Origin of the sequence: Rhizobium sp. 16-488-2b, assembly GCF_017741815.1 — a bacterium.
Taxonomy (GTDB): domain Bacteria; phylum Pseudomonadota; class Alphaproteobacteria; order Rhizobiales; family Rhizobiaceae; genus Rhizobium.
Genome location: NZ_JAGHMF010000011.1, coordinates 22,230 through 48,687, shown reverse-complemented (window position 1 = coordinate 48,687; position 26,458 = coordinate 22,230). Strand labels below are relative to the sequence as shown.

The window sequence follows — 26,458 nt, the reverse complement described above, 5'->3', positions numbered from 1 at the left end:
GTCAGTCTGCCGCTGCCTGCAGCTCCAGAAGCACCCGCATGGCTTCTTCGGCGTTGGCCGTTGGCACGAAGACATGGTCGTGATGATAGGCGGCCACCATGTTGCACGAGATGTTGTGATTGGCGAGCGCTGTGGCGACGGCGGCCGTCAGCCCGACACCTTCAAGCGATGAGAACACGGTGAGTGTGATCCGCCGCATGATGAGCGCGGTGTCGAAGCCCAGCCGTTGCGCATCGCCGGCCAGCAGTATCAAGGACACGCCTTCGGCTTCGCGAAACCAGCCGAGCGATAAAGGCGCAGCCTGCACGGCCAGTTGCTCGTCCTCCGTCGTGCAAAACACATAGTCTTTAGCATCAAGGCTCGGCGTCATGCCACGCAGCATGGCCTTCGTATCGCGAACCGGCTCGATGGTCATGATCAGCCCTCCCAACTATGAGTGAAGTGCGCGGAGTGTGGAACGCGCGCGCTATCCGCACAAGTCGCCGCGATAACCGAGATCTGTCGTTACCGGCGCACGACCAAGCGTTCAGCCGAGCAGCTCCGGACGGATCAGCATCACCTCGCATGCCTCTCTGGCCTCGAGAGCGGGCGCATGCGGGGGCCGTATGATCAGGCAGTCGGCTTCCGCGAAAATCTTCATCATCGACGAATCCTGCTTGCCGAATGGCTCGACGCGCAGCGCGCCCGATGCTGAACGCACCGCTCTTGCCCTGACGTAATCCTGCCTCTGGTCGTTCGCCTTCATGCTCACGCCAACTTCTGCCGTAGCGCTCCGCTTGACCGGCGGCAGGGATGCGAGCTTGCGGATCAGCGGTTCGAGAAACAGCAGGCCGCAGACGAGGCTGGAAACCGGATTGCCCGGAAGACCAAGCACATGCGTATCGCCGAAACTGCCGACCATCAGCGGCTTTCCTGGCCGCATGGCGATCCGCCAGAAATCGAGCTCCATGCCGGCGGCAAGCAAGGTCGCCTGCACGAGATCGTGGTCCCCGACGGACGCGCCGCCAAGTGTCACGATCACGTCCACCTTGGCTTGTCGCGCTCTTTCAACAGCGGCCGTGATCGCCGCCTTGTCGTCGGGAACGATACCGAGATCGAGCACCTCGGCGCCGGCCTTGCGCGCGAGTGCCGCAATCCCGAACGTGCTGGAAGCGATGATCTGCGAGGGGCCGGGCTGTTGTCCTGGCGTCACCAGCTCGTCGCCGGTGGCAAGCAGCGCGACCAGAGGCTTGCGCCGAACATCGAGCGTCGCATGGTTCATCCCGGCAGCAACAGTCAGTCGCGAGAAATCGATCACCGCGCCTGCCATCAGAACGGGCTCGCCCTCACGAAAGTCCTGCCCGCGTGGCCGCACATGCTGGCCGGGACGCACGGGATAGGTGGTGCGGATGCCGTTGCCCGTCTTTTCGGCGTCTTCCTGCAGCAACACGCTGTCGGCGCCCTCGGGAACGGGCGCACCGGTGAAGATCCGCACGGTCTCGCCGGCGCCGATCGTGCCGTCAAACGCGTGTCCTGCGGACGACGTCCCGATTATCAGTAGCTCGCTGCCGGGCTCAAGCGCGTCCTCGCCGCGCAGCGCATAGCCGTCCATCGCCGATGAATTGAAGGGCGGCTGGGTCAACCGAGCCGCGACGTCGGTCGCGAGAACACGCCCCTCGGCCTCAGCCAGGGAGACGGTCTCAGGCGCCATGATGGGCTTTGCCCGCGACAGCAGGCGTTCCTTAGCTTCGGCAACGGGCAGCAGGCTCATTTCGCATGCTCCGGATGTCTGAAATCGCCCGACTTCCCGCCCGACTTCTCAAGCAGCCGGATGCCGCTGATCTCCATCGCCTTGTCTGCCGCCTTGGCCATGTCGTAGATCGTCAGGCAAGCGACCGAGACGGCCGTCAGTGCTTCCATCTCCACGCCGGTCTTGCCTGTAAGCTTGGCGGTCGCGGTGACGCGCAGGCCGGGCAGGGCGCTATCCTCGGCAATCTCGACCGAAACCTTCGTAAGCATAAGCGGATGGCAGAGCGGGATGAGATTGCTGGTCTGCTTGGCGGCCATGATGCCGGCCAGCCGCGCCGTGCCGATCACGTCGCCCTTCTTGGCGTTGCCCTCTAGGATCAGCTGAAGTGTTGCCGCCGCCATCTTCACATGGCCCTCAGCGGTGGCGATGCGGGTGGTGTCGGCCTTGTCGCCGACATCGACCATATGCGCCTCGCCGGCCGCGTCGATATGGGTAAGACCGGCCTTCTCGCTACTCATCTTATTCGGCCGCCAGCGAGGCCTGGCCGAACAGCAGCGCCTGCGTGGCAGCCGTCACATCATCCTTGCGCATCAAGCTCTCGCCGACGAGGAAGGTGTTGATGCCGAAAGCCTGAAGCCGCTTGCAATCCTCATGCGTGAAGATGCCGCTTTCACCAACCAAAAGCTGGTCATCCGGCACCATCGCCGACAGTTCCTCGCTGACCGTGAGGCTGACCTCGAAGGTCCTGAGGTTGCGGTTGTTGATCCCGACCAGCGGCGACGAGAGCTTCAGCGCCCGTTCCATTTCTTCGGCGTCGTGAACCTCGACGAGCACATCCATGCCGAGCCCGAAAGCCTCGTCCTGCAGACGCGCCGCATCGCTGTCGGAGAGCGAGGCCATGATCAGCAGAATGCAATCGGCGCCCCATGCACGGGCTTCCTGCACCTGATAGGTCTCGAACATGAAATCCTTGCGCAGCGCCGGCAGCTTGCAGGCCGCGCGTGCCGCCATCAGGAACTCGGGCGCGCCCTGAAAGCTCGGCGTATCCGTGAGCACGGACAGGCAGGCCGCGCCGCCAAGCTCGTAAGCCTTGGCCAGCGCTGGCGGATCGAAATCAGGACGGATCAGTCCCTTGGACGGGCTTGCCTTCTTGATTTCCGCGATCAGACCGAACTGGCCCGCATCGCGCTTGGAGACCAGCGCCTTGTGGAAACCGCGCGGCGCGGTCTGGTCCTGCTGCATCGCCTTCAGATCGGCGAGCGATACCTTGGCCTTCGCAGCGGCGATCTCTTCGCGCTTGTAGAGTTCGATCTTCTGCAGAATGTCGGTCATGGCGGTATCCTAGTCGAGGTCGTTGGATACGGCGACAAGTTTGTCGAGCGCACCCGCGGTGGCGCCGCTGTCGAGCGACTGCGCGGCAAGCCGCATGCCGTCGCGCAACGTCTCGGCCTTGCCGGCGATAACGAGCGATGCGGCGGCATTGGCAAGCGCGATATCGCGATAGGCATTCTTCGCGCCGCTCAGCACATCGCGCAAGGCAGCGGCGTTGACAACGCCATCGCCGCCCTTGATCGCCTGAAGCTCGACCGTATCGACGCCGAAATCGCTAGGCGACAGCTCGAAGCTTTTGATCTTGCCGTTCTCGAGTGCTGCGACGCTGGTCTTGCCCGTCGTGGTGATCTCGTCGAGGCCATTGCCGTGCACGACCCAGACGCTCTCAGAGCCAAGATCGCGCATCACTTCGGCGATCGGCATGACGAGTTGCGGCGAGTAGACGCCGAGCAGCTGGCGGCGAACGCCGGCCGGATTGGAGAGCGGGCCGAGAACGTTGAAGATCGTGCGCGTGCCGAGTTCGACACGCGACGGGCCGACATGGCGCATGGCCGAGTGGTGCTGCTGCGCGAACATGAAGCCGACGCCGGCTTCGCGGATGCAGCGCGAGATGACCTCAGGCGTCACGTCGAGCTTGACGCCCAGCGCAGCCAGGCTGTCGGCAGCACCCGATTTGGAGCTGAGTGCGCGGTTGCCGTGCTTGGCGACCGGTACGCCGGCGCCGGCGACGATCAGGGCCGCCAGCGTCGAGATGTTGTAGGTGCCGCTGGCGTCACCGCCGGTGCCGACGATGTCGATGGCATCGGCTGGCGCTTCCACCGTCAGCATCTTCGAGCGCATGGTGGTGACGGCGCCGACGATCTCGTCGACTGTCTCGCCGCGAACGCGCAGCGCCATCAGAAAGCCGCCGATCTGAGAGGGCGTCGCCTGGCCGGACATCAGGATGTCGAAGGCCTCGCGGGCCTCCTCACGTGTCAGAGGTTCGCGGCTTGCGGCCTTCGCCAGGAGGGGCTTCAGATCGGTCATGCGTTCATCTTCCCCTTAGCGCGAGGCTGCCTGTTCGGCGAGCTGCTGGTTGATCGACACGCCATACTGCGTCTGCAGCAGGGAGACCATCTGGTCCAGGATGTCGTCGCCGGCGGCGTTGGCGATCGCGTTGATCTGCTGGTCCTGGTTGGCAAGCACGTCGCCGGTCGGCTCGGTGTTCACTTCTGTCACCTTCATCAGGATCTGCGTCGTCGGATCGGCGCCGATAGCGGTTGCGATCGTGTCGATCGGGCCAGAGAAGGAGGCGTTGACGCCGCCGGTGCCAAGAACCACGTCGTCCATGCCGCGAGTGATGCCGCTCTTGCTCTCGACCTGAATGCCGAACGGTGCGGCGATGTCGGCAAGCGAGGTACCCTTCTGGGCCTGCTGCTTCAGCTCGTCCGCCTTCTTGGCGAGCTCCGTCTTCTGCTGCTCGGCGGTCCAGTCGGCGACGGCCTTGTCGTGAACTTCGGCAAGCGGACGGTCGCGCTCGGGCGTGATGTCGCCGAGAGCAAACCACAGATAGCCATCCGTACCGATCGAGAGCGACGGGATATCAGCACCAGCTTCGGCACGGAACACCGCGCCCAGCACCTGCTGCTTCTCCGGGATGTCCTTGATCTCATTGCCGGCCTTGTCGAGGCCCGTTGCATCGACGGCGTCGACGGTCACGGCCTTGAGCTTCAGCTGCGTGGCGATCTGGTCGAGCGTCGAGCCGGAGCTGCGCAGGTCTTCGATCTGATCGTGAACGGTGATCATCTGCTGCGACGCATTGGCGACGGCAAGCTGCTTGCGCAGGTCTTCCTTGACCTCGTCGAAGCTCTTGGCGCTCTCCGGCTTGATGTTGGTGATGCGCAGGATAACCGGGCCGAAGCTACCCTCGACGACAGGCGAGGTGGCGCCATTGCGGGAAACGGCGAAGGCCGCGTCGGCAACGGACTGGTCGGGAACCTTGTCCTTGGTGAACTCGCCGAGCATGACGTCATTGGCGGTCTTGCCCTGGTCGGTCACCAGCTGGTCGAAGGTCGTGCCGGTCTTGAGCGCATTTGCGGCCGCGTTGGCGAGGTCCTTGTTCTGGAAGGTCAGCTGCTCGATCGTGCGGCTTTCCGGCGTACGATAGGCGTCCTTGCGCTTTTCGAAGTCCTCACGGATCTGATCGTCGGTCACCGTTCCGGCGTCTGCGATGTCGGCCGGCTGCAGTTTCAGATAGGTGAACTTGCGATATTCGGGCGCACGATAGCGCGCCTTGGCGCCTTCGAACCACTTGGCCAGAACATCGTCAGCCGGCGCCTTGATCGGCTCGATATTGGCGTTCGTCAGCAGCAGGTAGTCGATGCCGCGGCTTTCCTGGCGGTAGAGCTTCAGCGAATCGACCAACGTCTTCGGCGGCGTGAAGCCGTTCGAGATCGCATCGACGATCTGGCTGCGAACCGCGACCTTGCTGCGCTCCTTGATATAGTCGTCCTCGCGGATGCCGGCGTTGCGCAGGCGCGAGGTGAACAGCGAACGGTCGAACTGGCCGTTGACGGCCTTGAACGCCGGATCGTCACCAATCAGCTGGGCGAGACGATCTTCGGAGAGGCCGAGCCCCATGTCGGCGGCGAGCTGGTCGAGCGAAGCGCCGGCCACCAGCTGCGAAATCACCTGCTGCTCGACGCCGAAGGCGCGGGCCTGATCGGGTGTCAGGCGCATGCCGAACTGCTGGCTGAGGTTCGAGACCTGGCGCTGATAGGCGAGGCGGAACTCGTTGACGTCGACCTGCTGGTCGCCGACCGTCACCACGGTCGTGCTGGTGCTGCCGGTCAGCAGGGAGTGTGACACACCCCAAATGCCGAAAGAGGCGACCAGGAGCAGCATCAGGAGCTTGGCCGCCCAGGTCCGGGCAGCTCTACGCAGAAGATCGAACATCGAAACGCAAACCTCGCATTATATTCGCCCGTTCGCGGGCAAAGCATTGGACGTTCCTTAGAGCAAACGCATCAGGAATTGAAGGGTTATCGCGCGAAAACATCTGCGCTATACCAGCCGTGTTTCGCGACGCCGATCGAAGACAAAAGATGCTCTTTCGCGGAACCTTTGACGGCGCTATTTCGTTGAGCAGCATCCCCAAGAAACAGGAGCAAACAATGGCCGACATGAAAACCGCCTCCGCACAGTCCACAGCCGCGCGCGTCAAGGCGGAGATTGCAACGGACGATCTGTCCGCGCAGGTCGCCGCATTGCGGGAAGACCTGGCGCGTTTGTCCGAGAGCGTTGTCGCGCTGGGGCAGGGTGCAAAGACCGCCGTTGCTGATGAGGCCTCAGTTTTGACCGAGCGCGTTCGCGACAAGGTGCGCGAAGAGCCGATCCTTGCCATCGCGGTGACCGCCGGCGTGGCATACCTGTTTGGCCTGATGAGCCGCAGATAGAATTTTCTGAAATGAGATCGAAAGGGCCGGGCTGTGGAGCTCGGCCCTTTTTGCATCCGATTGTCGGCACGCCGAATTCGCCAAAGAAGACGCTTGTGACAACTGTGCTTTGGTTGATCGATCATCTTACCCAGATGTTCGCCACGACGCAGGAAATCACGCAAATGTGAAATACAACTACCGGGGGATTTTTATGAAATTACTCGACACATTGTGGAGTGATTGGACGTGGCGCGCGCTTCGATGAGCAGAGGTCTCTCACATGATGATCCATTTTGGTCGCAATGTTATTTTGGCGCCGCTTTGTGGTTTATATAAAATCAACCTTTAGAAGAATTTAGGATGATACATAGAGACAAAATATGTTCGAATATAAATGCGGAAACATGGTATCGATGTGATCTCGATTGTCTTGGATAATACTATGTAGAACTTTGACGGTGCGATAGATGTTGTTTGGTTGTTTTGTCGATGCCGAAGTATGTTTCATCATTTTCAATGATGTATCGCCAACTATGGAACATATTTATCACCCCATTCGCATCACTTTCGGTCAGGTTGCATGACTGATCGCTTTAGGCGAGTGTCGTTGAAAAACCTCATCCGCTGGCAAAATTTAGGTTTTGATCAGCAATCCCTTGCTCAACCTGCAATCTATGTCATGGTACAGCCTTGGACATGAGGGGTAACAGAGATGATCAATCTTCAGTCAGCTCGCAGTGACACCAACCACGACCAGCGTTTGCTCGATTGCCGCGCCGACGTCGAACCAGCACTCCACCAGATTATCAGGGAAGCGCAGAAGAACGGCTGGGCGGCGGCCGAGGTGGCGATGGCGATTGCCGATGCCGCCGATGATTATATTCTTCTGCTGGCGAACCGCAAAACCACCGCGCACTGATCGTCTTTTTCCTTCGCTCATCCGACGTCTTCGCTCGTGCTCCCGCGCCATTATGCGAGATCACGGCGCGAAGACGCGGCCGGGCTGGTTGACGGTGCCGACGAAGCAGCTTAAAGCCTTCGAAACCTGATTTGGTGACACCCAAGGTGCGCGCATTTTGCCGCCGGGCCATCAGATTTGGTGCGCTGGATGGGTGGCCGAGTGGTTTAAGGCAACGGTCTTGAAAACCGTCGTGCGGGGAACCGTACCGTGGGTTCGAATCCCACCCCATCCGCCATTTTCGGCAAATTATCGAACTAAACCGACTGAGCCCACACCGGACAAACGTCCGCTGTGCGCGGCTCTTCAGGTGGCCGTCAGCCTCAACGATCAAACTCCCTGCGTACTTCGATTATTGAGGTTTGCAGTGAAGAGCTTTTTTGCCAATAGTGGAAAGATGTTGCGGTCCGTTGCCGCTGGTGTGCTGCTCGCCGGCGCGCTTTTTGGCGGCTATATCGGTTATCTGCAGCTGAGCGGAAACTTCCATCGCGTGGTCAGAGACCAGCTGTACCGCTCCGCGCAGCTGTCCCCGGCGCAACTGGAGAAGCATGTTCGCGACCACGGTATCAAGACGATCATCAATCTGCGCGGCGAGAACGTGAACGCGCAGTGGTACAATGCGGAGATCGAGACGGCGCGGCAGCTTGGCGTCGAACATATCGACTTCGCCATGTCGTCTGGAACGGTGCTTACGCCGGAGCGCGCCGATGAACTCGTTGCGATCATGAAGGCCGCGCCCAAGCCGATCCTTATCCATTGCCAGAGCGGCGCCGACCGCACCGGCTTGGTATCGGTGATCTACAGCCAGCAGATCGCCAGCGTCAGGGAGGATGTCGCTGAGCGCCAGCTTTCCGTTCGCTACGGCCATGTCGCCATCCCGCACATTTCATCCGTCTATGCGATGGACGTCAGCTGGGACCGTCTGGAAACACATTATGGCATCAAAGGCTGAGGCGCGAATAGCTTTGGGCTGAGACGCGCTTTCAGGCTTGTGTCAGAAAAGGCAGGCATCCCGTCAACGATAGGCGGGATTTGGCCATCGTTTTCCGATGGGGTCCCGCGGCATGTATTGCGGAGACACCGAATTGAACGACAGTAAACCCCGAGGCGCGTCGCGCTTCTTTCGACCTGAAATCGGAAGCGTGACGCTCTGCCTGTTGACGACCGCCTATCTGCTGATCGTCACCAACCGCACGTTCTGGACGAAGGCATTTGGTTATTTTGCAGCGGATCGTTTCGGTTTCACGATCTTCGTGATCGGCATCGCAGCGGCGAGCATGGGTGTTATCACCTTTTTCTCTGCGAAATACATCACCAAGCCCTTCCTGATCTTCTTCGTCATCGCGGCATCGGCCGCTTCCTGGTTCACCGATTCGTTCGGCGTGATCGTCGACAAGGAAATGATCCGCAATGCTGCGGTGTCGACCGGCGCCGAAGCCGGGCACCTGGTTACGCCTCGTTTTGCCTTGCACCTCCTGCTCACCGGCATCATTCCATCGCTGCTAATCCTCTGGGTGCGTATTCGTCACCGGCCGATCCTGAAGAAGCTCGCGCACAACACGGCGGTCATCCTGGTATGCGCTGCGGTCTTCGCGGCGATTGGGATTGGCGACTATCGCACCTTCGCCGGCGTCGGGCGCGCTCACAAGGATCTGCTCGACACGCTCAATCCCTTCGTTCCGATCACCAGTGCTCTTCGCTTCGCGATCTCCTCCGGCCAGGATGCAAACATCGTCGCCCAGCCGCTGGGCACGGACGCCCATCGCGTCAACACCGCCGGCACGACGAAGCCGCGCGTGCTGATTGTCGTCGCCGGCGAAACGGCGCGCGCGCAGGACTTCTCGCTTGGTGGCTATGAGCGCGATACCAATCCGGAGCTGGCCAAGCAGAACGTCGTCTATTTCCCCAACACCAGCAGCTGCGGAACCGCCACAGCCATCTCGATCCCATGCCTGTTCTCGGTCTACCCGAGAACGGCCTATACGCATCGCAAGGCGCTCGAAACCGAGAACGTTCTCGATGTGCTCGGCCATGCCAACGTGTCCGTATCCTGGCTCGACAACGACACCGGCAGCTACCATGTCACCGACCGGATACCGTATCAGTTCCTTCCCGACACCGCCGATCCCCGTTTCTGCAAGGATGGCGAATGCCTGGATGCGATCCTACTCGACAAGATGGATGCGTGGCTGGACCAGGTGAAAGGCGATAGCGTGCTTGTGCTGCACCAGCTCGGCAGCCACGGCCCGGCATACTACGCTCGCTACCCGGAAGAATACCGTCGCTTCCAGCCGGATTGCCGCGCCAACGACTTTGGAAGCTGCTCGCCGGAAGAAATCCGCAACGCCTACGACAACACCATCCTTTATACGGATCACATCGTGTCGGCGGTGATCGACAAGATGAAGCAGCGCGCGGACAAGATGACGGCGTCGGTCGTCTACTTTTCCGACCACGGCGAATCCCTTGGCGAGAACGGCCTTTATCTACACGGCACGCCTTATGTCGTTGCTCCCATCCAGCAAACCCACGTGCCCTTCGTGGTCTGGTTATCCGATGATCTGCAGGCCTCTGCCGGCTATGACACGGCGTGCCTTGCCGCAAACGCCAACAAGCCGACCTCGCACGACAATGTCTTCCATAGCGTGCTCGGTCTGATGGATGTCTCCACGAAGGTCTACGATCCCGCGCTGGATGTCTTCTCCGGTTGCCGCAAGGCCGCTGCACACGTCGCCAGCGCGAAGGTGTCTGCAGGCGTGAACTGATAGCAGATAATGACATATGGGAGGCCGGGGCGGCTCCCGCTCCGGCCTCCTTTTTTGCGGAAATAATGTAGCCGGCTATCATTCAATGATCGTCGAGCGTTTGCCGGACGCAGGCGTGAGCAGATTCCACTGTCGCAATATTGTCATTCTCGCTTCAGGCTAGTGTCAGCAGCACCCAGCATAGAGTGTATCTCTCGATTGTTTCTTGGAGATACTTTTGCGCGCACTGAAACGACTTCGCATTCCACGTGCGGCTAAGGTTGCCGGCGGCCTTGTTCTTTTCGCTGGTCTGACCCTCGGTGGATACGCCGGCTATCTCCAATTGACCGGAAATTTTCATACTGTCATAGCCGGGCAACTTTATCGCTCCGCCCAGCCGTCGCCATCCCAGCTTGAGCGCTATATCCGTGACAACGGCATCAAGACCGTCGTCAATTTGCGTGGCAATTCCGGATACGCGAAGTGGTGGTCGGAGGAGGTTGCGGTATCCGAGCGGCTGGGTGTCGAACATGTCGATTTCCCGATGTCCGCTTCGAAGATTCTTACCGCCGAAAAGGCCGATCGCCTCGTTGCCATCATGCGCGACGCGCCGAAGCCTATCCTGATCCATTGCCTCTCCGGCGCCGACCGGACGGGGCTGGCCTCGGTGCTCTACAGCCAGCAGATCGCCAATGTCACGGAGGACGTTGCCGAGCGTCAGCTGTCCTTCGCCTTCGGTCATGTCGGCATCCCGCATCTGTCATCCGCCTATGCGATGGATCGAAGCTGGAGCAATTTCGAAAAGCGCCACGGGCTCGATAAGCCTGAGCAGGCTCTACCGGTCCGCGACGCTCAGCTTGAGAGCGATCCGGTCAACGGCGGCGCTGGTTAGGCGTCGAAGGGCAAGCAGCTATGAATGTCCTGCTGGTGGAAGATAACGCGGTGCTCGGCGATGCCGTCTGTGACCACGTCAGCGCCCACGGACATTCGGTCGAATGGTGCTTGACGCTCGCGGATGCGACGCGCGCTGCCGACAGCGGCGAGTATGGCCTCGTCCTGCTCGATCTGCGCCTTCCCGATGGAAATGGCCTGTCGCTGCTTCGCCAGTTGCGTGGCCGCAGCAACAATGTACCGATCATCATTCTGACAGCGCACGATCAGGTATCCGACCAGATAGAGGGCTTCAACTGTGGTGCCACGGATTATCTGGTCAAGCCGTTCGGCCTGCCGGATCTCGACCGCCGGATGCAGGCGGTGACCCGCGCGCAGCGCGCCAACTGAACAGCGCTTTGACTGATCAAGCCCCTTTGCTAGGCATGCAGCCGGCGAACACGTCGAGTTTCGCATCATAAGCGCTTGTGGTGACGTTCATCATTCCGAGGACGCTGTGAAAGAGGTTGTCGTGAGAGGTCGGCTGTGCGCGCTGCCGTGCCACGCATGCCATGTCCACGCCCATCGATTTCCGGAAGTCCGGGTCGAGCCACACGAGGAACGGCACATGCGTCTGTTCCTCCGGTGCGAAGATGTAGGGCGTCCCGTGGAGGTAGAGACCGTTTTCGCCGAGGGATTCGCCGTGGTCGGACATGTAGATCATCCCGGCCGCGATCTTGTCGCTGCGGGCCTTCAGCTTGTCGATGATGCCGGACAGGAAGTGATCCGTATAGAGAACGGTGTTGTCGTAGGCGTTGACGATGTCGGCGTCCTTGCAATTGCCGAGCTCGGCCGTCTGGCATTCGGGCGTGAACTTCCGAAACGCCGCCGGATATCGCAGGTAATAGGCCGGTCCGTGGCTTCCCATCTGGTGAAGCACCAGAACGCTGTCCTTCTTCACATTGGCCAGCCATTCGTCGAACTTGTCGAGAAAGATCCCATCCTGGCATTCGCCGCCGCTGCAGTAGCGAGCGTCTGTGGACTTTGCGAGGTCGATATAGGTGATCCGATCGGCGACGCCCTTGCTGCCCGTGTTGTTGTCGAACCATGCCGTGTCGATCCCGGCATGGGCGAGCACATCCATCAGCCCCTCGTTGGCGAGGCCTTTGGCATGATCGAAGTTGTCCCGCGTGAACTGGGAGAACATGCAGGGGATCGACGTTGCAGTCGCCGTGCCGCAACTCGTGGCATTCGGGAAATAGATAATGTCCTGATTCTCAAGTTCCGGATTGGTGTCGCGATGATAGCCGCCGAGCGAGAAGTTCATCGCGCGCGCGGTTTCGCCGGCGACGATGATCGTCACGCGCGGCTTGTCGATGGTGCCCGCGGGCGTCGAGACCTTCGCATCCAGTCCGAGCGGCGCGACCACCAGCCTGGCCTCTTCTCCCGTCTGGACGAAATACTTCGCCGTGCTGATGACCGGAACGACGGGGTTGAGGCTCTTCACGATATCGCGATGCTGCCGGATGGCCGCCGTATAGGTTTTCGAATAGGTGAGGGCGGCAACGGCAAAGACCGCCAGGCAGACTATGACGGTAAGGCTGTTCCACATGAGCTTTTGCAGGATCGGACGATGAACCACGCGCACCCATAGGACCAGCGCGATAGGGATAACGCCATACAACAACGAGTGCAGCAGTAGACCGGGCGTGATCAGATGTTGCGCCTCCGCCGGCGTCGTCTGCATCGCGTTGCGGATCATGTCGCTGTCGAGGATGACACCGAAGGAATCCGTGAACCACGCCGCCATCGCCGCCGCGATGATCAGGAAGATCAGCACCGGCTTGATAACATATTTCGCGGAGAACAGCGTGATCGCGCCGATGAACAGCATGGCGATCGCGATATAGAGCGCGACAACGGCACCCGGCTCGAAGCCGAGATAGGCGTGCACCTTCTTCCAGAAAGTGAAATTGGTGAACAAGACGAGATAAAGGCCGACGATGGCGGACAGGGTCACGCTGCCGATGCGTGGGCGCGCCAGCAGGGATTTACGCACGTCGCTTTTCTCTGTCATGCCGATACTTCTCGAGGTTGCTTGCACATCGCGGCGGCCTGGCCAACCTCGTCCCGCCGCCGGCCCGTAAGTGCTGCACAACCCTGACATCAGCCTGAATTTCCAAGACAATCGTGATGGCGTCGGCACGTGTGCGCCCAAAAGCGACCGGTGGTCGCGGCGTATGGCGCCGAGACGTGGTCCGCTCAAAACAGCAAGGCCCACGCAAGCAACCGGGCACACAAGTGAGCTCGAATATTTGCAAACCGGTGATAGCGCGGCGAGTCACGCCGCAGTCGATCAGGCCGGTTCAATGGAGTTGATGCCCGTGAAAACTGCCGCCGCCCAGATGCACGAATTTGAAGACCTGCACGCGATAGCGGGCAAGGCGGCGATCGTTCGCACGGTCTATGAGGGCAAGGACATTTCGCCCTATTGGGATGCGCTGATGGCGCGGGTATCCGCAGATGTCTCCGATGCGGGCGCCTTCATGGACCTCGCGATCATCCTGCAAACCCTCGGCAAGAGCCAAGAAGCCGCCATCACCCAGAAGGGCGCGCTGGAGATGAGCCGCAACTACCATATTCGCAACGGCAGCGGCGCTGGCCTTCGCGTCCTCGTGATCGCCACCCGCGGCGACTTCATGGCCAACACGCCGATCGAATTCCTGCTTGAGAGCTCAGATGCGAATATCTTTCTCCACTACGTCGATGAGCTGACGCCGCACCTTAACGATGTGCCCGAGCATGATGTGGCCTTCGTCGCCGTCGGCGAGTCGCCCGAAAATCTGGCCGTGCTGGAAAACCTCGAGCATCTGCTTGCAAGCTGGACCGGCCCGATTGTGAACAAGGCGCCGCGCCGGGTCATCGACCTGTCGCGTGAGGGCGTGGCCGAAGCCTTCCGCAACGAGCCCACCATTCTCGCTCCGGTGACAACGCGGATCGCTCGCCAGACACTCGTCGATCTGGCAGCGGGCCTGCTCCCGATCGCGGCGATGGACGGACTGACATCCTTCCCGATCATCCTTCGCCCGATCGGCACCCACGCCGGTCACGGAATGGAAAAGATCGGCTCTGCCGATGCGATTGCCGCCTATCTAACCGGCCGGCCGGAAGGCGAGTTCTACATTGCTCCCTTCGTCGACTACAGCGACGAAGACGGCAAGTTTCGCAAGCAACGCATCGCGGTCATTGATGGCAAGCCTTATGCGAGCCATCTGGCGATCTCCGATCACTGGATGGTGCACTACCTCAGCGCCGGCATGGCGGAGCATGCCGAGCGGCGTCTGGAGGAGGCGTCGTGGATGGCGGATTTCCAGACCGATTTCGCCGTGCGCCACGCCGACGCCTTTGCAGCACTGCACCGCCGCCTCGGCCTCGATTACTTCGCCATCGATTGCGCCGAGCTATCGGACGGACGCCTGCTGCTGTTTGAGGCAGACGTCGCGATGATCGTCCATTCGATGGATTCCGAGACCGTCTTTCCCTACAAGAAACAGGCAATGGCAACGCTGTTTTCAGCGTTCGAAGATGCGCTGGCCAGCCGCGCGCGGGAGGGCAAACCTCTACGAGGCCAGCAGGCGCACGGCTCCAATCAGGCAGGCGTCGTGTCGCTTGTGGAAGCGCTGTGATCGCAGCTTCGAGGGCGACCAGATCCGGAGACGACATATTCGCTGCCAGGGAGATGGCCGAACTTGTTCCTGATTACCGGCACAAGCTGGGCGCGGCCAGCATCGACCACACGCTGTCGCTTCTGTTGGCGGCCGGCGGCGACAGCCGTATCTGGCCGGATGCAGCAACCGGCCGCAATCGATACGGAACCCGCACTGCGCCTGCCAGGAACGAGATTTCCTTCGCGTCCACAACCGCGAGCAACGTCTCGCCGCAGGGCTTCACCGCTGCCGGCCATCAGCTGAAGCGGCTCTTCGGCGTCGATGGCGCCGCTGCGATCGCCGTCGACGAATGGTTCGCCGAAATCCGTGGCCGTATCGGCAGCAGCATCGGATGCGACGAGAGCGGCATCATGCTTGCCGCATCCGGAACGGATGTGGAGCTTCTCGCGCTCGGCCTGATGCTTGCGCTGTCGCCACGCCCGATCACCAACATCCTGATCGCGCCTGAAGAGACCGGAAGCGGCGTGCCGCGCGCTGCCGCCGGCCGCCATTTCGCGGGTGTGACGGCGCTGGGCCACGCGGTGAGCGCAGGCGACATGCTCGCCGGTATTGCCGCCGATCGCGTCGAAGTCCAGACGGTGGCGATCCGCAACACTTTGGGTCAGGCGCGGAACCCCGACGATGTCGACGCCGACGTCATATCGCTTGCCGAGGACGCGCTGAAGCGCGACAGGGATGTCCTCATCCATGTTCTGGATACCTCCAAGACGGGCTTGACCGGGGTCTCGCGACAGGCTGCGCGATATATTTCGGCGCGCGCGCCCGGACGTGTTCGCGTTCTCGTCGATGCCTGCCAGTTTCGCTGCAGCGCCGCCGCGCTCGCCAGGGATATAGCCGACGGCTTTCTCGTCGCCGTCACCGGCTCGAAGTTCCTAGCCGGACCGCCCTTCGCGGGCGCGCTCGCGATACCGCCGGCGCTCGTTGAGGAACTCGCTACGAAGCGCGCGTTTGCGCCAGGGCTATCCGACTACACGGCCCTTCATGATTGGCCGGCGCTTCTGCGCGGCGGTCATGATCAGCAATTCGGGTCGCACTTCAATCTCGGGCTGGGCCTGAGGTGGATCGCTGCGCTTGAGCAGCTTGATCCCTTGGCGGCAATCGACACCGCCGTTCAGCGTCGCATCAAGCAAGCCTTCGCCGATCTCGTACGCGCCCGCGCGGAAGCTCTTGAAGGTGTGTTGATCCATCCCGATGACGAAGGCGACCACATCGTCGATCGCGCCATCTTCCCCTTGACCATGACCGCCGAGGGCAGCGGCTTCGCGTCGCTTGCGCAGGCGCAAAGGATCCATCTGGCGCTCCGCGAGAACGACATTGGGCCAGTCTGCCACCTAGGGCAGGCAGTCAATCTCGGTGCCCGCACGATCCTCAGGGTCGCGGCCTCCGCGATCGACATCAATGCCGTGTCCGATAGATTGGCCGGCGGCGACAGCATGGAAAAGGCGATGCGTCCGATCGCCGACGATCTCGACGTCGTGTTCGAGAAATGGGCCGCCGTCTCCCGGGCTGATCGAGGGCTCTGATGTCACGGATTGCGAAGACGGACGCGCCGGCGGGCTCGGATCTGGAGAAACCAACGAGCCTCGACCCCGCAGACTGGCAGGCGTTTCGCGAAGCAGCGCACCGCATGCTCGACGACATCATCGATCATATCGCCAATGTCAGGCAAAAGCCGGTCTGGCAGCAGATGCCGTCGGACACGCGGTCAAGGTTCGCCCGCGCGCTGCCGGATGATCCCCGTGCGCTTGACGATGTGCTTGATGATATCCGCACGCATGTTTTTCCCCACGCCACCGGCAATCTGCATCCGCTGTTCATGGGCTGGGTGCATGGCGCGGGCACACCCGTCGGCATGGTCGCGGAGATGGTCGCCGCCGGCTTGAATATGAATTGCGGCGGCCGCGATCATGTCGGCATCGAGGTTGAGAAGCAGATCGCCCTGTGGATGGCGCAAGTGCTTGGCTATCCCTCATCGGCAAGCGGCCTTTTCGTCACCGGTTCGTCGATGGCCAATTTCCTGGCACTGACTATCGCTCGCACCGAGGCACTGACCCAGAGCGTGCGGCGGGACGGATTGCGCAAGGCCGACAGACAGTTGGTCGCCTACACATCCTCGCAGGCGCATGTCTGCATCGCGCAGGCCATGGAGCTGTCCGGCATTGGCTCGGCGAACCTGAGATCTATCGCGGTCGATGACGCAGGCCGCATGAGCGTCGAGGCGCTGGCCGTAGCGATCGCGCAAGACCGCGCGCGGGGCTTGCTCCCGTTCCTCGTGGTCGGCACGGCAGGCACGGTGAACACAGGTGCGATCGATCCTCTGTTGGAGATATCCAAGGTCGCCGAAGCGGAAAACATCTGGTTCCACGTCGATGGAGCCATCGGCGCGCTTGCCATGCTGTCGGCCGAGATGCGCCAGCTGTTTTCGGGCATCGAGCGGTCTGCCTCGATCGCGCTCGACTTCCACAAATGGGGGCACGTGCCCTATGACGCCGGCTTCCTGCTGGTTCGCGACAGCGCCGCGCACAAGCGCGCATTCGCCCAACCGGCCGCGTATTTGCAACGCTCGGGCAGGGGCCTTGCAGCCGGTGAGACATGGCCTTGCGATCTGGGCCCCGATCTGTCGAGAGGCTTCCGGGCGCTGAAGACCTGGATGACGATCGAAACGCTCGGAACGGAGCGGATGGGCAATGCCATCGCGCGCACCTGCGAACTCGCCCGCTATCTCGCCGCAAGCCTCAAGCGCGATCCTCGCTTCGAGATAAAGGCGCCGGTTGGCCTCAACATCGTCTGCTTCGGCATTCGCGGTGCCGACGACGGCTTCATTCGCGATCTCGTGCTTGATCTTCATGAGCAGGGATTGGCCGTGCCCTCCTGGACAACGCTGCAGGACGAGCTCGTGGTGCGCTGCGCGATCGTCAATCACCGCACGACCAGCGAGGATATCGACGTCTTTCTCAAGATTCTGACGGATTACCTCGACCGGTATCCGCGAGCCTGAGCCGAGGCGTCGGCAGCGTAGCCACGCGGGCACTGTTGTCTTCCAGACACTACGCAGCAAATGAATCAGACGAGCGGTGCTACTGAAATAGCCCTGTTACAAACGGCGGCGAATATCCCGGCCATCGCAACCTGGGGACCATTCATGCGCCGCGCATTCCGCCTCTCCACATACGCACTCGTTACCGCTGCCTGTCTCTACGCTCCGGCAAAGGCCGAGGATTTGCAGTTCTCCGCTTATGGTGGTTACCAGACGGCACCGCATAGCGGTGTGGATGTCTCCGACGGCACGCATTTCAATGCCGGCTGGGAAGGCAAGTCCTTCGGCTCGCCACCCTATTACGGCGCGCGCGTCACCTGGTGGCTCGAGAACTTCAATCATCCGAACCTCGGCTTCTCCCTCGATTATACCCACGCCAAGGTCTATGCAGACGAAAAGACGCTGGCGACATCGGGCTGGTCACATTTCGAATTCACCGATGGCCTGAACCTTCTGACGGCGAACGCGCTCTATCGCTTCCCGATCGAAGGCCAGCGTTGGACGCCATATATCGGCGCCGGCGTCGGCATCAACGTCCCGCATGTCGAAGTGACGCGCCCGCAAGGCACGACCTTCGATTACGAGTTCGGCGGCGTGACGTTCCAGGCCCAGGCCGGTGTGGATTTCCGGATCACCGACCGCTGGTCGACCTTCGTCGAGTACAAGGGAAATTACTCCCGCGTGAACGTGCCGATCGACAGCGGCGACAATCTGAAGACCAACATCTTCACGAACGCCGTTAACCTGGGTGTGTCGTTTCACTTCTGACGGCCCGGCCGGCAGCCAGTCCGCGCTGCCGAAGAGGTCATGAATGTGCCGGATCGCTTCATTAATTTAGCGATCCATTAACCATATTCATTAGAATTGTCTCTATCTCGGCGAAAGCTTTCGCAAATTCGCCGCGAAGGTCGCATGATTAAAGTCTCGTTAGGTTGATGGCGGTACGGCTTGTTTTGCCTGAATGGGCGGACTTTGAGCCATAACGGTCTTGAGCGGCGTGGGACATATGAGACGAGACTTCGGGGCGGCGGCACTTGCGACACCAATGCGGTGGGTAGGTTTGTCGCTTATCTGTGCGACAGTGACCGCTTGCGGAACGGCACCCACGACGACGGCCAAGCGCACGCACGGCAAGGAGTATTTTGCCGAGTCGGAATATGGCGTCAAGGCGAGCCCGCGTGTCGCCACCGGCAACAATATCCCGAAGGGCGGCGGTCGCTACATCGTCGGCAATCCCTATGTGGTCAAGGGGAAGACCTATTTCCCGAAAGAGGATTTCTCCTACAATAAGGTCGGTATCGCCTCCTGGTACGGCTCGGCTTTTCATGGTCGCCTGACAGCCAATGGCGAAGTCTACGACCAGATGCACATTTCCGCCGCGCATCCGACATTCCCGCTGCCGAGCTATGCGCGCGTCACCAACGTCGAAAACGGCTCCTCCATCATCGTGCGCGTCAACGACCGCGGCCCTTATCACGAAGGTCGCATCATCGACCTGTCGAACAAGACCGCAGACCTGCTCGATCTCCAGCACAGCGGCACCGGCAATGTGCGCGTTCAGTATGTCGGCAAGGCTCGAATGGATGGCCACGACATGCCGTATCTGATGGCCTCCTACGTGCCGAAGGGCAGCCGCATTCCCGGCGTCTATCCGGGCGAAGGGCAGATCGCGACTGGCGTCATGGTCGCCTCCAACAGCAAGCGTATCACGCGCGACGAGATCCAGAGCTTCGGCGGCTTCACGCCGCCGGCTGAGGACCGCGTTCCCGTGCCGCAGTCGATCACCTCCTACGCCGGCTCGACCCCGAGCGCGCCTTACAATGCCGCTCCGGTCCCGACGCCGCTGCGTGCGCCGTCCTTCGACAATGCCGCTCCGGCTTCGTTCGGCGAGATGGTCGTGTTGCCCGAGATCGGACCCTATCCCTACGAGCGCCCCTATGGCTGGCAGCAGGGATCGATGGCCATGGGCTACCAGGAAGAAGGCGTGAAGACTGTGACGGTCGATCTCGCCTTCGACGCGGTCATGGTTCGCAATGACGGCTTGACCGAAGACAGCATTTTGGCATCATTCAAGCGTCAGAAGGCAGCGAAGGCTGCGCTGAAGTAAGTGTTTCCGTGGTCCTTCGGGGCCGGATCGATGAGGGTTTCGATGCTGAAACATATGCTTCGTCTCTGTGTCTGCCTGTTGCCGCTGGCTCAGGTCGTTTCGGCCGATGCAATGGCGGCACCCGCCGACGCCAACCAGTCGTTCGTCACCAAGGCGGCACAAGCCTACATGGTCGAAGCGTCGACCGGCACCGTCCTGCTTGCCAAGAACGAGCATCAGACCTTCTCGCCGGCTTCGCTCGCCAAGCTGATGACCGTCGAGCTCGTCTTCGATGCGTTGACGAGCAAGCAGATCACGCTCGATACCCAGTATCCCGTCTCCGAATTTGCCTGGCGCACCGGCGGCGCGCCGTCGCGCACCGCGACCATGTTCGCGGCGCTGAAATCCAACGTGCGTGTCGAGGATCTCGTGCGCGGGATCGCCATCCAGGGCGCCAATGACAGCTGCATCATTCTCGCGGAAGGCATGAGCGGCGGCGAACCCGCTTTCGCCGAAAGCATGACGCGACGCGCGAAGACGCTCGGCATGCAGCACTCGCTCTTCGCCAACTCCACCGGACTTCCTGACGGAAAGAGCAAGACCACGGCCTACGACATGGTCGCGCTGGCTGAGCGCCTGCAACAGGGCTACCCAGCCTATTATCCCTATTTCGCCCAACCCGATTTCGAGTGGAATAAGATCTTCCAGCGTAACCGCAACCCGCTGCTCGGCTTCGGTCTCGGTGTCGACGGCCTGGCAACGGGCTTTGCCGAAGGCGAGGGCTATTCGATCGTGGCGTCGGCCGAGCGCAACGGACGTCGCCTGTTCATGACGCTCGGCGGCATCGCCTCCGACAAGGAGCGCACCGAGGAAGCCAAGCGCGTGCTCGAATGGGGCCTCAGCGCCTTCGAAATACGCCAGCTCTTCGCGGAAAACGAGGTCATCGGCACCGCGAGCGTCTATGGCGGCGCATCGCGCAGCGTCGAGCTCATCGCCAAAAGCCCGATCAGCGTCTATATCCCGGTCAACAATCCCGACCGGCTTGCCGCCCGCATCGTCTATCACTGGCCGCTACCGGCACCGGTTGAGGCGGACCGCGAAGTCGGCACGCTACGGCTTTTCGCTGGAAGCAGACTGCTGCGCGAAGTGCCGCTCTACACCAAGGCCGCGGTCGAGGAGGGCACTCTCAGCAGCCGCGCCGTCGATGCCGTGCTGGAACTCGGCGAAACGCTGCTGTTTTCCTGGCTCTGGGATAAGCCGGCCGAGCCCACATGATCGCCATAGTCGCGTTTCACCTTGTGACAAAGCCGAGAGATCGACGCGAAGCGGTTCCGCTCGCCGTCATCTTCGGCTAGATGTACGGACAAGGTGCCGCTGGCGCCGATTGAGTGCAGGCCAAGATCGCAGGAACATATTGTTGTCATCCGCTACCGGATTGTTCGTTACGTTTGAAGGCGGTGAGGGCGCTGGCAAGTCCACCCAGATCCATCGGCTGGCCGATGCCTTGCGCGCCAGGGGCCATGAGGTCGTGGTCACGCGCGAGCCGGGCGGTTCGCAGGGCGCGGAGGCCGTGCGCCATGTGCTGCTCTCGGGTGCTGCCGAATCCTTTGGAACGCGCATGGAAGCGATTCTCTTCGCCGCCGCCCGCAACGATCATGTCGAGGAGATCATCCGTCCGGCCCTTGGTCAGGGCAAGGTCGTGCTCTGCGATCGATTCATGGATTCCTCACGCGTCTACCAAGGCGTGACGGGCAATCTGGAGCCCGATTTCATCGAAACGCTGCAACGCGTCGCGATCAACGGCGTCGTTCCCGATTGCACGCTGATGCTCGACCTTCCGGCCAAGGCCGGTCTTGAGCGCGCCAAGCGCCGCGGTGCCGCCGGCGACGTCGCGCCCGATCGCTTCGAGAAGGAAGAGATCGAAACCCACGAGAAGCGCCGCGAAGCCTTTCTCGACATAGCCTCGCGCGAGCCCGAGCGCTGCCACGTCGTCAACGCCATGCAGAGCGAGGAGGCGATCGCAGCCGAAATCGTCTCTATCGTCGGCCAGTTGCTGGCGCCGGCAGGCGCTCCGAAGGTCGTTGAGCCAGCGATGAGTGCGATCGATGAGTGACGAGCACCCGAGCCTTCTCGACGGCGCGATCTGGCCGCCCGAAAACACCAAGCTCTTCGGTCATGAAGACGCCGAGGCCTTCCTCGCGCAGTCCTACCGTTCCGGCAAGGGCCACCACGCCCTCCTGATGGAAGGGCCGTCGGGGATAGGCAAGGCGACGCTCGCCTTCCGTTTCGCCAATCACGTCCTGTCGCATCCGGACCCGGAGACGGCGCCCGATATCATCGCCGATCCCGATCCGAATTCCTCCGTCAGCCGCCAGATCAACTCGGGCGCTTCGCACAACCTGCTGCATCTCGCCCGTCCGGTGGACGAGAAGACCGGCAAGGTGAAATCGGCGATCACCGTCGACGAGGTGCGCCGCGCCGGCCGCTTCTTCTCGCAGACATCGGGCACCGGCAACTGGCGCATCGTCATCATCGATCCCGCCGACGACATGAACCGAAGTGCCGCCAACGCCATTCTGAAGATCCTCGAGGAACCGCCGAAGCGCGCGCTCTTCCTGCTGATCTCGCATGCGCCGGGCAAGCTGCTCCCCACCATCCGCTCCCGCTGCCTGCCGCTCAAGCTGTCGCCGCTCGGTGACAACGCGCTGCGTTCGGCTCTGGGGCATCTCGGCGTGGACGCAAATGACCCGTCGCTGCTGGCGTCGGCCAATGGCAGCGTCGGTGAAGCGCTGAAGCTGGTGAACTACGGCGGTGGCGAGATCATCTCCGCCTACAACGAGGTTCTGACCCTGCAGGGACCATCGGCGCGCAAGGCGATGCACCGTCTGGCCGATGCGCTGTCTGGCAAGGAAAGTGACACGATCTTCGAGTTTTTCGCGGGCCATCTCGGCGACGACCTGATGGGCAAGGCGAAGGCCGCGGCAATGGCGGGGCAGGTGGCCCAGGCCGAGCGTCTGTCGCGCCTGCACAGCGATATCATCGAACGCCTGACGGTCTCCGACGCCTACAATCTCGACCGCAAGCAGACGATTCTGAGCATTCTCGGCGATATCAAGCAGCCCGGACCTTGATCCGGTAAGTCCCGGATCAGGAAGTCAGAAGCTTGTAAGCGACAAAAGCAAGCGTTCCTGCCAGCACAAGGCGGATGGTGCGCTCATGCAGCTTCGGCGCCAGCAGGCTGCCGGCGATGATGCCGGGGATCGAGCCGACCAGCAGCGCCGCAAGCATGATCCAGTCGATCTCGCCGATCATCCAGTATCCCATGCCGCCGATCAGCGTCAGCGGCACGGCGTGGACGATGTCGGATCCGACGATCTCGCGCACATCGAGCCTGGGATAAAGCACGAGCAGGATGGTGACGCCCAGCGCGCCCGCGCCGACCGACGTCAACGTGACGAGAATACCGAGCGCCAGCCCGAGCACGACGGTGAGAATGCCAAGCGTCGCCGGCCGCAGCGTTCGTCGCTCGCCTGTGGAACGCTGCGCGAAGGCCAGTACCTGTTTGCGAAACACCAGCATGAAGGCCGTCATGACGAGCAGCCAGCCAAGCGCTGTCGTGATCGTATGCGCGACTTCGATGCTCTTGCGGTCGACACCCGACAGCAGCCACAGCATGATCAGCGCTGCCGGCACGCTGCCGGCGGCAAGACAGCCGACGATCCGCCAGTTGATGCGCCCATGCATGCCGTGAACGGCGGTGCCCGCACTCTTGGTGACGGCCGCGTAGAGCAGGTCGGTCCCGACCGCCGTCGCCGGATGCACGCCGAACAAGAGAACCAGCAACGGCGTCATCAGCGAGCCGCCGCCGACACCGGTGATGCCGACAAGCGCGCCGACGAAGAAGCCCGAGAGCGAATAAAGCGGATCGAAATGGGAGAGCATCAAAAAGCAGGCCCCAGGCCTGTATGACACGGACCTACGTTGAAGCGGTAGGCGCGGGGGACGGCTGATGTCACGTTTGCGGAACCCTGTTCGATGGTTCCCTTGGGTAGAATGTGGAAAAAAACGAGTCAAGCGCGCGGCGGTCACGAAGATTGCACTGCTACGTGTTGGAGGCGTTGCTTTCCAAACTTACTGTTTCGCTTCGCCGCCACATGCGCTAAGGAGCGGCTATAGATTTCAAAGAATAAGCCGCACGAGAATGGCCGCCATGACAGACAAGACACCCTTCTACATCACCACCGCGATTTCCTACCCGAACGGCAAGCCGCATATCGGCCACGCCTACGAGCTGATCGCGACGGATGCCATGGCGCGCTACCAGCGCCTTGACGGCAAGGATGTGTTCTTCCTGACCGGCACCGACGAGCATGGCCAGAAGATGCAGCAAACGGCACGCGCCGAGGGCATCACCGCGCAGGAACTCGCGGACCGCAATTCCGGCGAATTCCAGGCGATGGCCAAGCTCCTCAACGCCTCGAACGATGACTTCATCCGCACCACGCAGGATCGTCACCACGAGACGTCGAAGAACATCTGGAACCTGATGGCCGACGCTGGCGACATCTACAAGGACAGCTATGCCGGCTGGTACTCGGTGCGCGACGAGGCCTATTACCAGGAAAACGAGACCGAGCTGCGCGCCGATGGCGTGCGCTACGGACCGCAGGGCACGCCTGTCGAGTGGGTGGAAGAGGCGAGTTACTTCTTCAAGCTCTCCGAATACCAGGACAAGCTGTTGGCGCTCTATGAAGCCGAGCCCGATTTCATCGGCCCGGCCGAACGCCGCAACGAGGTAATCTCCTTCGTCAAGTCGGGGCTCAAGGATCTGTCGATCTCGCGCACCACCTTCGACTGGGGCATCAAGGTGCCGAATGATCCTGAGCACGTCATGTACGTCTGGGTCGACGCGCTGACCAACTATCTCACTGCCACCGGCTACCTTGAGGACAAGAACGGCCCGCGTGCCAAGTATTGGCCGGCCGATGTCCACATCATCGGCAAGGACATCATCCGCTTCCACGCTGTCTACTGGCCCGCCTTCCTGATGTCGGCCAAGCTGCCGCTGCCCAAGCGCGTCTTCGCGCATGGATTCGTGCTGGCCAAGGGCGGCGAGAAGATGTCGAAGTCGCTCGGCAACGTGCTCGATCCGTTCGAGCTGATCGAGCATTTCGGCCTCGACGCCATCCGCTACTTCCTGATGCGCGAAATCTCCTTCGGCCATGACGGCAACTGCAGCGAAGAGGCGATCGGCACCCGCATCAACGCCGACCTTGCCAACGGTATCGGCAACCTCGCCAGCCGCTCGCTGTCGATGATCGTCAAGAACTGCGACGGCAAGATCCCCGTCTGCGGCCCGCTGACCGATGAGGACAAGGCGATGCTGGCAGCCGCCGACGCGCTGCTCGCCTCGACGCGCGAGGACATGGATAAGCAGCTCATCCATCGCGCGCTGACGTCGATCATATCTGTCGTGTCCGAGACCGACCGCTATTTTGCCGGCCAGCAGCCCTGGGCGCTGAAGAAGACCGATCCAGCCCGCATGGAGACCGTGCTTTACGTTACGGCCGAGGTCGTTCGTCAGATCGCCATCCTGCTGCAGCCATTCGTTCCGGGCTCCGCTGAAAAGATGCTCGACCTCGTGGGTGCTGCCGCCGACAAGCGCGACTTCACGGCGCTGGGCGAAGCCGGTCGTCTGGTTTCGGGCACGCCGCTGGAAGCCCCGACGCCGGTCTTCCCGCGCTACATCGCGCCGCAGGCGTGAGGCTGAGATGCTGATCGATACCCATTGCCACCTGGATTTCGCCGACTTCGAGGAGGAGCGCGACGAGATCGTCAAGCGCGCTCACGACAGTGGCGTCAAGCAGATGGTGACAATCTCCACGCGCGTCCGCAAGCTGGACACTCTGCTCGCGATTACCGAGAAGTATCCGTCCGTCTTCTGCTCCGTCGGCACGCATCCCAACAGTGCCGACGAAGAGCTGGATATCCAGGCCGAAGACCTAATCCGCCTGGCGAATGCGCATGAGAAGGTCGTTGCGATCGGCGAGGCGGGTCTCGATTACTTCTACGACACGCAGAAGCCCGAGGACCAGAAGACCGGTTTTCTTCGCCACATCGAGGCGGCCCGCGAAACGAAGCTGCCGCTGGTCATTCACAGCCGCAGCGCCGATGAGGATATGGCCGCGATCCTGACCGAGGAGACGGGCAAGGGCGCCTTCCCCTTCATCCTGCACTGCTTCTCGGCGGGAGCCGATCTGGCACGCGTTGGCGTCGAGCTCGGCGGCTACATCTCGTTTTCCGGTATCCTGACCTTCCCGAAGTCGCAGGAGCTGCGCGACATCGCCGCCACCATCCCGCACGATCGCCTGCTGGTCGAGACGGACGCGCCCTATCTCGCGCCGAAGCGCTGGCGCGGCAAGCGCAACGAGCCGTCCTATGTCGTCAACACGGCCGAAGTCTTGGCCGAGACGCTGGGCCTCAGCTACGCCGAGATGGCCACGATCACGACGGATAATGCCTTCCGCTGCTTCTCCAAGATGCCGAGGATCTGACACG

Annotated in this window: 24 protein-coding genes and 1 tRNA gene; 17 read left to right on the top strand and 8 right to left on the bottom strand. The window is 61.7% G+C overall.

The annotated features are described in order from the left end of the window. Position 1: 1 nt before the first annotated feature. The 6 genes from J5286_RS11820 to J5286_RS11795 form a co-directional block, all read right to left on the bottom strand. Entirely contained in the window at positions 2-415 is a 414-nt protein-coding gene (locus tag J5286_RS11820; RefSeq protein WP_209190495.1) for an ACT domain-containing protein, read from the bottom strand. A 111-nt stretch (positions 416-526) separates the two neighbouring features. Next, positions 527-1,750: a molybdopterin molybdotransferase MoeA gene (locus J5286_RS11815; RefSeq protein WP_209190494.1), complete on the bottom strand. Its 1,224-nt coding sequence runs from the start codon at positions 1,748-1,750 to the stop codon at positions 527-529. Then, positions 1,747-2,247 (bottom strand): cyclic pyranopterin monophosphate synthase MoaC, encoded by a 501-nt coding sequence (moaC, locus tag J5286_RS11810; RefSeq protein ID WP_209190493.1) that lies wholly within the window; start codon positions 2,245-2,247, stop codon positions 1,747-1,749. Before moaC ends, J5286_RS11815 begins: the two co-directional genes overlap by 4 nt. 1 nt (position 2,248) lies before the next feature. Next, on the bottom strand, positions 2,249-3,061 hold the full coding sequence (gene trpC / locus J5286_RS11805) for an indole-3-glycerol phosphate synthase TrpC (protein ID WP_209190492.1): 813 nt from the start codon (positions 3,059-3,061) through the stop codon (positions 2,249-2,251). Between the two features lie 9 nt (positions 3,062-3,070). Beyond that, complete coding sequence (gene trpD / locus J5286_RS11800) at positions 3,071-4,087, bottom strand: anthranilate phosphoribosyltransferase (RefSeq protein WP_209190491.1); 1,017 nt, start codon at positions 4,085-4,087, stop codon at positions 3,071-3,073. A gap of 15 nt (positions 4,088-4,102) precedes the next feature. Next, positions 4,103-5,995, bottom strand: a complete 1,893-nt coding sequence (locus J5286_RS11795) for a peptidylprolyl isomerase (RefSeq protein ID WP_209190490.1) — start codon at positions 5,993-5,995, stop codon at positions 4,103-4,105. A 218-nt stretch (positions 5,996-6,213) separates the two neighbouring features. Between J5286_RS11795 and J5286_RS11790 the strand changes: the two genes are divergently transcribed. The 7 genes from J5286_RS11790 (at position 6,214) to J5286_RS11760 (ending at position 11,460) form a co-directional block, all read left to right on the top strand. Next, positions 6,214-6,495, top strand: coding sequence for a hypothetical protein (locus tag J5286_RS11790; RefSeq protein ID WP_018899882.1), 282 nt, complete (start codon positions 6,214-6,216; stop codon positions 6,493-6,495). 694 nt (positions 6,496-7,189) lie between these two features. Continuing rightward, positions 7,190-7,396 carry a hypothetical protein gene (locus tag J5286_RS11785; protein WP_018899881.1) on the top strand — a complete coding sequence of 69 codons (207 nt, stop codon included), beginning with the start codon at positions 7,190-7,192 and terminating at the stop codon, positions 7,394-7,396. A 187-nt stretch (positions 7,397-7,583) separates the two neighbouring features. After that, a tRNA-Ser gene (locus J5286_RS11780) sits at positions 7,584-7,673 on the top strand. Between the two features lie 129 nt (positions 7,674-7,802). Next, positions 7,803-8,387 carry a dual specificity protein phosphatase family protein gene (locus J5286_RS11775; protein WP_209190489.1) on the top strand — a complete coding sequence of 195 codons (585 nt, stop codon included), beginning with the start codon at positions 7,803-7,805 and terminating at the stop codon, positions 8,385-8,387. A gap of 133 nt (positions 8,388-8,520) precedes the next feature. After that, on the top strand, positions 8,521-10,200 hold the full coding sequence (locus J5286_RS11770; RefSeq protein WP_245205868.1) for a phosphoethanolamine transferase: 1,680 nt from the start codon (positions 8,521-8,523) through the stop codon (positions 10,198-10,200). A 241-nt stretch (positions 10,201-10,441) separates the two neighbouring features. Beyond that, positions 10,442-11,071 carry a dual specificity protein phosphatase family protein gene (locus J5286_RS11765; RefSeq protein ID WP_209190520.1) on the top strand — a complete coding sequence of 210 codons (630 nt, stop codon included), beginning with the start codon at positions 10,442-10,444 and terminating at the stop codon, positions 11,069-11,071. A gap of 20 nt (positions 11,072-11,091) precedes the next feature. Further along, a complete protein-coding gene (locus J5286_RS11760; RefSeq protein WP_209190487.1) occupies positions 11,092-11,460 on the top strand; it encodes a response regulator in 369 nt (122 codons plus the stop codon). 16 nt (positions 11,461-11,476) lie between these two features. Here the strand turns inward: J5286_RS11760 and J5286_RS11755 are convergent, their stop codons facing one another. Then, a complete protein-coding gene (locus tag J5286_RS11755; RefSeq protein WP_209190486.1) occupies positions 11,477-13,126 on the bottom strand; it encodes a phosphoethanolamine transferase in 1,650 nt (549 codons plus the stop codon). Between the two features lie 307 nt (positions 13,127-13,433). On the opposite strand from J5286_RS11755, the gene J5286_RS11750 reads away from it, so the two are divergent. The 8 genes from J5286_RS11750 (at position 13,434) to J5286_RS11715 (ending at position 23,031) form a co-directional block, all read left to right on the top strand. Continuing rightward, positions 13,434-14,735 carry an ATP-grasp domain-containing protein gene (locus J5286_RS11750; protein ID WP_209190485.1) on the top strand — a complete coding sequence of 434 codons (1,302 nt, stop codon included), beginning with the start codon at positions 13,434-13,436 and terminating at the stop codon, positions 14,733-14,735. Continuing rightward, entirely contained in the window at positions 14,732-16,300 is a 1,569-nt protein-coding gene (locus tag J5286_RS11745; RefSeq protein ID WP_209190484.1) for a hypothetical protein, read from the top strand. The genes J5286_RS11750 and J5286_RS11745 overlap by 4 nt, the downstream gene beginning before the upstream one ends. After that, a complete protein-coding gene (locus tag J5286_RS11740; protein WP_209190483.1) occupies positions 16,300-17,775 on the top strand; it encodes a pyridoxal phosphate-dependent decarboxylase family protein in 1,476 nt (491 codons plus the stop codon). The genes J5286_RS11745 and J5286_RS11740 overlap by 1 nt, the downstream gene beginning before the upstream one ends. 144 nt (positions 17,776-17,919) lie before the next feature. Beyond that, positions 17,920-18,582, top strand: coding sequence for an outer membrane protein (locus tag J5286_RS11735; RefSeq protein ID WP_209190482.1), 663 nt, complete (start codon positions 17,920-17,922; stop codon positions 18,580-18,582). A 238-nt stretch (positions 18,583-18,820) separates the two neighbouring features. After that, positions 18,821-19,921: a septal ring lytic transglycosylase RlpA family protein gene (locus tag J5286_RS11730; protein ID WP_209190481.1), complete on the top strand. Its 1,101-nt coding sequence runs from the start codon at positions 18,821-18,823 to the stop codon at positions 19,919-19,921. Between the two features lie 42 nt (positions 19,922-19,963). Continuing rightward, a complete protein-coding gene (locus J5286_RS11725) occupies positions 19,964-21,175 on the top strand; it encodes a D-alanyl-D-alanine carboxypeptidase family protein (protein WP_209190480.1) in 1,212 nt (403 codons plus the stop codon). A 142-nt stretch (positions 21,176-21,317) separates the two neighbouring features. After that, positions 21,318-22,013, top strand: coding sequence for a dTMP kinase (gene tmk / locus J5286_RS11720; RefSeq protein ID WP_209190479.1), 696 nt, complete (start codon positions 21,318-21,320; stop codon positions 22,011-22,013). Beyond that, positions 22,006-23,031 (top strand): DNA polymerase III subunit delta', encoded by a 1,026-nt coding sequence (locus J5286_RS11715; RefSeq protein WP_209190478.1) that lies wholly within the window; start codon positions 22,006-22,008, stop codon positions 23,029-23,031. The genes tmk and J5286_RS11715 overlap by 8 nt, the downstream gene beginning before the upstream one ends. A 16-nt stretch (positions 23,032-23,047) precedes the next feature. Here J5286_RS11715 and J5286_RS11710 read toward each other — a convergent pair whose 3' ends face one another. Continuing rightward, positions 23,048-23,842 (bottom strand): sulfite exporter TauE/SafE family protein, encoded by a 795-nt coding sequence (locus J5286_RS11710; protein WP_209190477.1) that lies wholly within the window; start codon positions 23,840-23,842, stop codon positions 23,048-23,050. A gap of 268 nt (positions 23,843-24,110) precedes the next feature. On the opposite strand from J5286_RS11710, the gene metG reads away from it, so the two are divergent. Continuing rightward, on the top strand, positions 24,111-25,664 hold the full coding sequence (gene metG, locus J5286_RS11705) for a methionine--tRNA ligase (RefSeq protein WP_209190476.1): 1,554 nt from the start codon (positions 24,111-24,113) through the stop codon (positions 25,662-25,664). Positions 25,665-25,671: 7 nt separating this feature from the next. Next, positions 25,672-26,454: a TatD family hydrolase gene (locus J5286_RS11700; protein ID WP_209190475.1), complete on the top strand. Its 783-nt coding sequence runs from the start codon at positions 25,672-25,674 to the stop codon at positions 26,452-26,454. Positions 26,455-26,458 lie beyond the last annotated feature (4 nt).

Excerpts from the sequence above, each read along its gene's own strand:
- J5286_RS11820 (WP_209190495.1), bottom strand. The coding sequence starts at position 415 with ATGACCATCGAGCCGGTTCGCGATACGAAGGCCATGCTGCGTGGCATG.
- J5286_RS11815 (WP_209190494.1), bottom strand. The coding sequence starts at position 1,750 with ATGAGCCTGCTGCCCGTTGCCGAAGCTAAGGAACGCCTGCTGTCGCGG.
- moaC (WP_209190493.1), bottom strand. The coding sequence starts at position 2,247 with ATGAGTAGCGAGAAGGCCGGTCTTACCCATATCGACGCGGCCGGCGAG.
- trpC (WP_209190492.1), bottom strand. The coding sequence starts at position 3,061 with ATGACCGACATTCTGCAGAAGATCGAACTCTACAAGCGCGAAGAGATC.
- trpD (WP_209190491.1), bottom strand. The coding sequence starts at position 4,087 with ATGACCGATCTGAAGCCCCTCCTGGCGAAGGCCGCAAGCCGCGAACCT.
- J5286_RS11795 (WP_209190490.1), bottom strand. The coding sequence starts at position 5,995 with ATGTTCGATCTTCTGCGTAGAGCTGCCCGGACCTGGGCGGCCAAGCTC.
- J5286_RS11790 (WP_018899882.1), top strand. The coding sequence starts at position 6,214 with ATGGCCGACATGAAAACCGCCTCCGCACAGTCCACAGCCGCGCGCGTC.
- J5286_RS11785 (WP_018899881.1), top strand. The coding sequence starts at position 7,190 with ATGATCAATCTTCAGTCAGCTCGCAGTGACACCAACCACGACCAGCGT.
- J5286_RS11760 (WP_209190487.1), top strand. The coding sequence starts at position 11,092 with ATGAATGTCCTGCTGGTGGAAGATAACGCGGTGCTCGGCGATGCCGTC.
- J5286_RS11755 (WP_209190486.1), bottom strand. The coding sequence starts at position 13,126 with ATGACAGAGAAAAGCGACGTGCGTAAATCCCTGCTGGCGCGCCCACGC.
- J5286_RS11740 (WP_209190483.1), top strand. The coding sequence starts at position 16,300 with ATGTCACGGATTGCGAAGACGGACGCGCCGGCGGGCTCGGATCTGGAG.
- J5286_RS11735 (WP_209190482.1), top strand. The coding sequence starts at position 17,920 with ATGCGCCGCGCATTCCGCCTCTCCACATACGCACTCGTTACCGCTGCC.
- J5286_RS11730 (WP_209190481.1), top strand. The coding sequence starts at position 18,821 with ATGAGACGAGACTTCGGGGCGGCGGCACTTGCGACACCAATGCGGTGG.
- J5286_RS11725 (WP_209190480.1), top strand. The coding sequence starts at position 19,964 with ATGCTGAAACATATGCTTCGTCTCTGTGTCTGCCTGTTGCCGCTGGCT.
- J5286_RS11715 (WP_209190478.1), top strand. The coding sequence starts at position 22,006 with ATGAGTGACGAGCACCCGAGCCTTCTCGACGGCGCGATCTGGCCGCCC.
- J5286_RS11710 (WP_209190477.1), bottom strand. The coding sequence starts at position 23,842 with ATGCTCTCCCATTTCGATCCGCTTTATTCGCTCTCGGGCTTCTTCGTC.
- metG (WP_209190476.1), top strand. The coding sequence starts at position 24,111 with ATGACAGACAAGACACCCTTCTACATCACCACCGCGATTTCCTACCCG.
- J5286_RS11700 (WP_209190475.1), top strand. The coding sequence starts at position 25,672 with ATGCTGATCGATACCCATTGCCACCTGGATTTCGCCGACTTCGAGGAG.